Origin of the sequence: Pseudomonas sp. NFACC24-1 (assembly GCF_900115235.1) — a bacterium.
In the GTDB taxonomy this organism is placed as follows: Bacteria; Pseudomonadota; Gammaproteobacteria; order Pseudomonadales; family Pseudomonadaceae; genus Aquipseudomonas; species Aquipseudomonas fluorescens_AA.
Genome location: NZ_FOVS01000068.1, coordinates 2880 through 6291 on the forward strand (window position 1 = coordinate 2880; position 3412 = coordinate 6291).

The 3412-nt window shown below is 62.5% G+C and carries 2 protein-coding genes; both read right to left on the reverse strand.

Annotated features, from left to right (window positions below; genetic code table 11):
- Window positions 1–2237 (reverse strand): AMP-binding protein (locus tag BM317_RS29380; RefSeq protein ID WP_139236097.1); only part of this gene is annotated, 2237 nt, incomplete at its 3' end.
- Window positions 2238–2818: 581 nt separating this feature from the next.
- A partial coding sequence (locus BM317_RS29385) for a phosphopantetheine-binding protein (RefSeq protein ID WP_256574308.1) occupies window positions 2819–3412 on the reverse strand: 594 nt, incomplete at its 5' end.

A 3412-nucleotide genomic window follows, 5' to 3' on the forward strand; every position in this document is an offset into this window, starting at 1 on the left:
ACCGCCAGGTCGAAGTTCAGCGAGGTCGAGAACAAGGTTTTCGACAGGGTTTGCGCATCGAACGAACGATGGGCCCAGGTCAGGAAATTCACCGTGTTGCGGTGTTCGATCATCACACCCTTGGGCAAACCGGTGGAACCGGAGGTGTAGATCACATAGGCCAGGTGCGCCGAGGTCAGCCCGGCAACCTCTGGATTCGAGACGGACTCGTCCTGCCAGAGCCCGCTACCGAGATCGATCACCGGCATCGTTGCATCAGCCAGCAACCCAAGGGTCGCCGTCTGGGCCAGGACCACGGCCGGCGCGCTGTCTTCCAGCATGTAGGCAATCCGATCCGCCGGATACGCCGGATCCAGCGGCACATAACCGCCGCCCGCTTTCAGGATCGCCAGCAACCCGATCACCATGTCGGCACCACGCTCGACACAGATCGCCACCCGCGAATCCGGCCGCACGCCCTGCCCGCGCAGGTAATGCGCCAGCCGGTTGGCCTGCTCGTTCAATTCAGCATAAGTCAGGCGCTGTCCGCCATGCAGCACCGCCAGTGCATCCGGCGTGCGCTGCACCTGCTCCTCGAACAGCCCGTGGATCGTCTGTTCCAGCGGATACTCGGCGTCGGTGGCATTGAACGTCACCAGCAGTTGCTCGCGCTCCGCCGGAGGCAGAATCGGTAAATCGGCCAGCGGCGACGCAGGCGTGTACTCCAGCGCCTGCGCCAAAGTCGCCAGCGCCGTTTCCATATAGGCACAGATCCGCGACGCGTCGATCCCGCTCACAGCCTGGACGGTCAGGCTGAAGCCCTCACCCAGATCGTCCACCGAGAGCATCAGCGGATAGTTGGTCCGCTCCTCGCCACCGAGCACTTGGATACCGTTCCAGGCAGACACTGCTTCGGTCGAAGTCGCGGTGCCGGTGTGGCGGTAGTTGAGCAAGGCGCTGAACAGCGGCGCGGGTGCCGCCACGCCGCTGCAACGCTGGGCCAAGGCCAGGGAGGCGTGCTCGTGACCGAGCAATGCGGTCAACCGTGCATGGGTCGTCTTGACCCCGGCGCGTACGCCCTGCCCGCCAATGCTCACCCGCAATGGCAGAGTATTGATGAACATGCCCAAGGCGCGGTCGCCCCCTTCGCCGCCCTGCATCCGCCCCATCAGCACGGTGCCAAACACCACATCGTCCCGGCCCGACACACGGCCCAGCACCTGCGCCCAGGCCAGGTGAACCAGACTCGCTGCACTCACGCCGAGCAGACGCGCCTGGGTCCTCAAGTCCAGACTCAAGCGGCTGGCGAGTGCCAGTGTAGCTTCCTCAATGCCCGGCCCTGCGCCCTGCACCTCTTGCAGGCCGAATGGCAGGGTCGGCTCATCGACATCACCCAACATCTCGCGGAAGAACCCTTCATGGGCCTCAGCACTGATGCCCAGGCGCACCTGTGCCACGTAGTTGCGAAAAGGTACCGGCTCAGGCAATTCATCGGTCCGGCCAAGCAGGAATGCCTGCATCTCATGCTGCACCAACTCCAGGGCTGCATGGTCCAGCGCCATGTGATGGAACAACAGAATCGCCACCCAGCGGTTGTTAGCCCGGTCTTGCGCACAGACCAGGCGCATCAACGGCGCCCGACCCACGTCCAGACGGTGGTGTCGGGTATCGAAACGCTGATGCAGTTGCCAATCGATATCGCCCTCGGCCGGATCGAGCACCAGTTCTTCCAGCGCCAGAGTGGCCTCGCGCCAGACCACTTGCATCGGTTCCTCCAACCCTTCCCACACCACCGAGGTGCGCAAGATGTCGTGGCGATCGATCACGCCTTGCAAGGCCTGGAGAAAATCGTCCAGGCGAGCCCTCTGGTCTGCTCCGAACAAGGTCTGCAACACATAGGGATCACCCTGTTCCGCGGCAAGGTGATGGTAGAAAATGCCTTCCTGCAACGGCGCCAGCGGATAGATGTCCTGGACATTGCCGGCGCCACCGGGCACGCCGTCGACGATCCGGTCGATCTGCTCCTGAGTCAGGCTCGCCAGCGGCAACATATCCGGTGTGATGCGGAACGCCGGGCTCAACCAGTCGCCACCGTTTCTCTCCACCAGGGCGAGCAGTTCACGCTTATGGACGGCCAGACTGTCCCATACCGTGTTCTCCAGCCCTTCGTCATCGCCCTCGATCACAAGGTTTTCGCCATCCTGTTGGAGACGAATCGGGTGCTTGGAAAGCACTGCCATCAGTTCGCTGAATTGCATCGAAGGACCTGCTTTTCTGGTTCGGAGTGGTTGACGATCAATGTGGCTTTCAGATACGGCGTGTCGCCTGGACGCGAGGATTGGCGGTGGACGGGCCGATCACCGCGTACGGGCCAATGCAATGAATATCGTCATGTTCAACCGAAGGAGGTCCGTCTCCTTACAGGCCAAAAAAAATTAGAGCATTCAGTAGGTCATGTCTGTCATGGGAAGCAGGGACAAGTCCCGGCGGGGAGCAAGCGAACGTAAATCCTGGGGGAGCCGGGCTTGCTCGCGAAGGCGGTGGCACAGTCAGCATTGATACCAATTGACCCACCGCTATCGCGAGCAGGCTCGCTCCACATTGGACTTGGGGTGAACTCGGCCTTTGCGGACACCGTCAGACCTGTGGGAGCCGGGCTTGCCCGCGAAAGCGGTGGCACATTCGACATCTGCGTCACAGACACTCCGCTTTCGCGAGCAAGCCCGTTCCCACAGAGGGATTTGGGGTCAGCAGGATTTGCGCGGCGCCGCGGAAAACTGTGGGAGCGAGCCTGCTCGCGATGGCATCATGCCGGCGGACAGGCTCTCTCCCATCGGACTCAGATGCGTCGCTGACGCGTGAGCGCCGGTATCTTCGTCTCGGGCACTTCGATGCGTTGTACCTGCCCCACCGCCGCGGCCACAGACGCCAGCGTCGGTTGACCGAACAACACACGGACATCGGCTTCCATGCCTTCCTTGCGCATGCGTTCGATCAGCGTCACGGCCAGCAACGAGTGGCCACCGAGTTCGAAGAAGTGATCGTGACGGCCGACGCGCTCGACCTTCAGCAGCTCGGCCCACAACGAAGCAAGCTTCGTTTCCACATCACCCACAGGGGCTTCGTAAAGATGAGTGGCGAACGCCTCGCTGCCGGGAAGTGGCAAGGCGTTGCGATCGAGCTTGCCGTTGGGGGTCAACGGCAAGGTGTCGAGGCGCACATAGGCCGCCGGCACCATATACTCCGGCAACTGCGCTTGCAGATGCCCACGCAGATGGCCTACGCCCACTGCCTGGCCTGGCGAATGCTGGGTGAAATACGCGACCAGACGTTTATCGCCCGGTACGTCTTCCCGGGCCAGCACCACCGCCTCTTTCACGGCATCGTGCTGGGCGAGCTTGGCTTCGATCTCGCCCAGTTCGATGCGGAAACC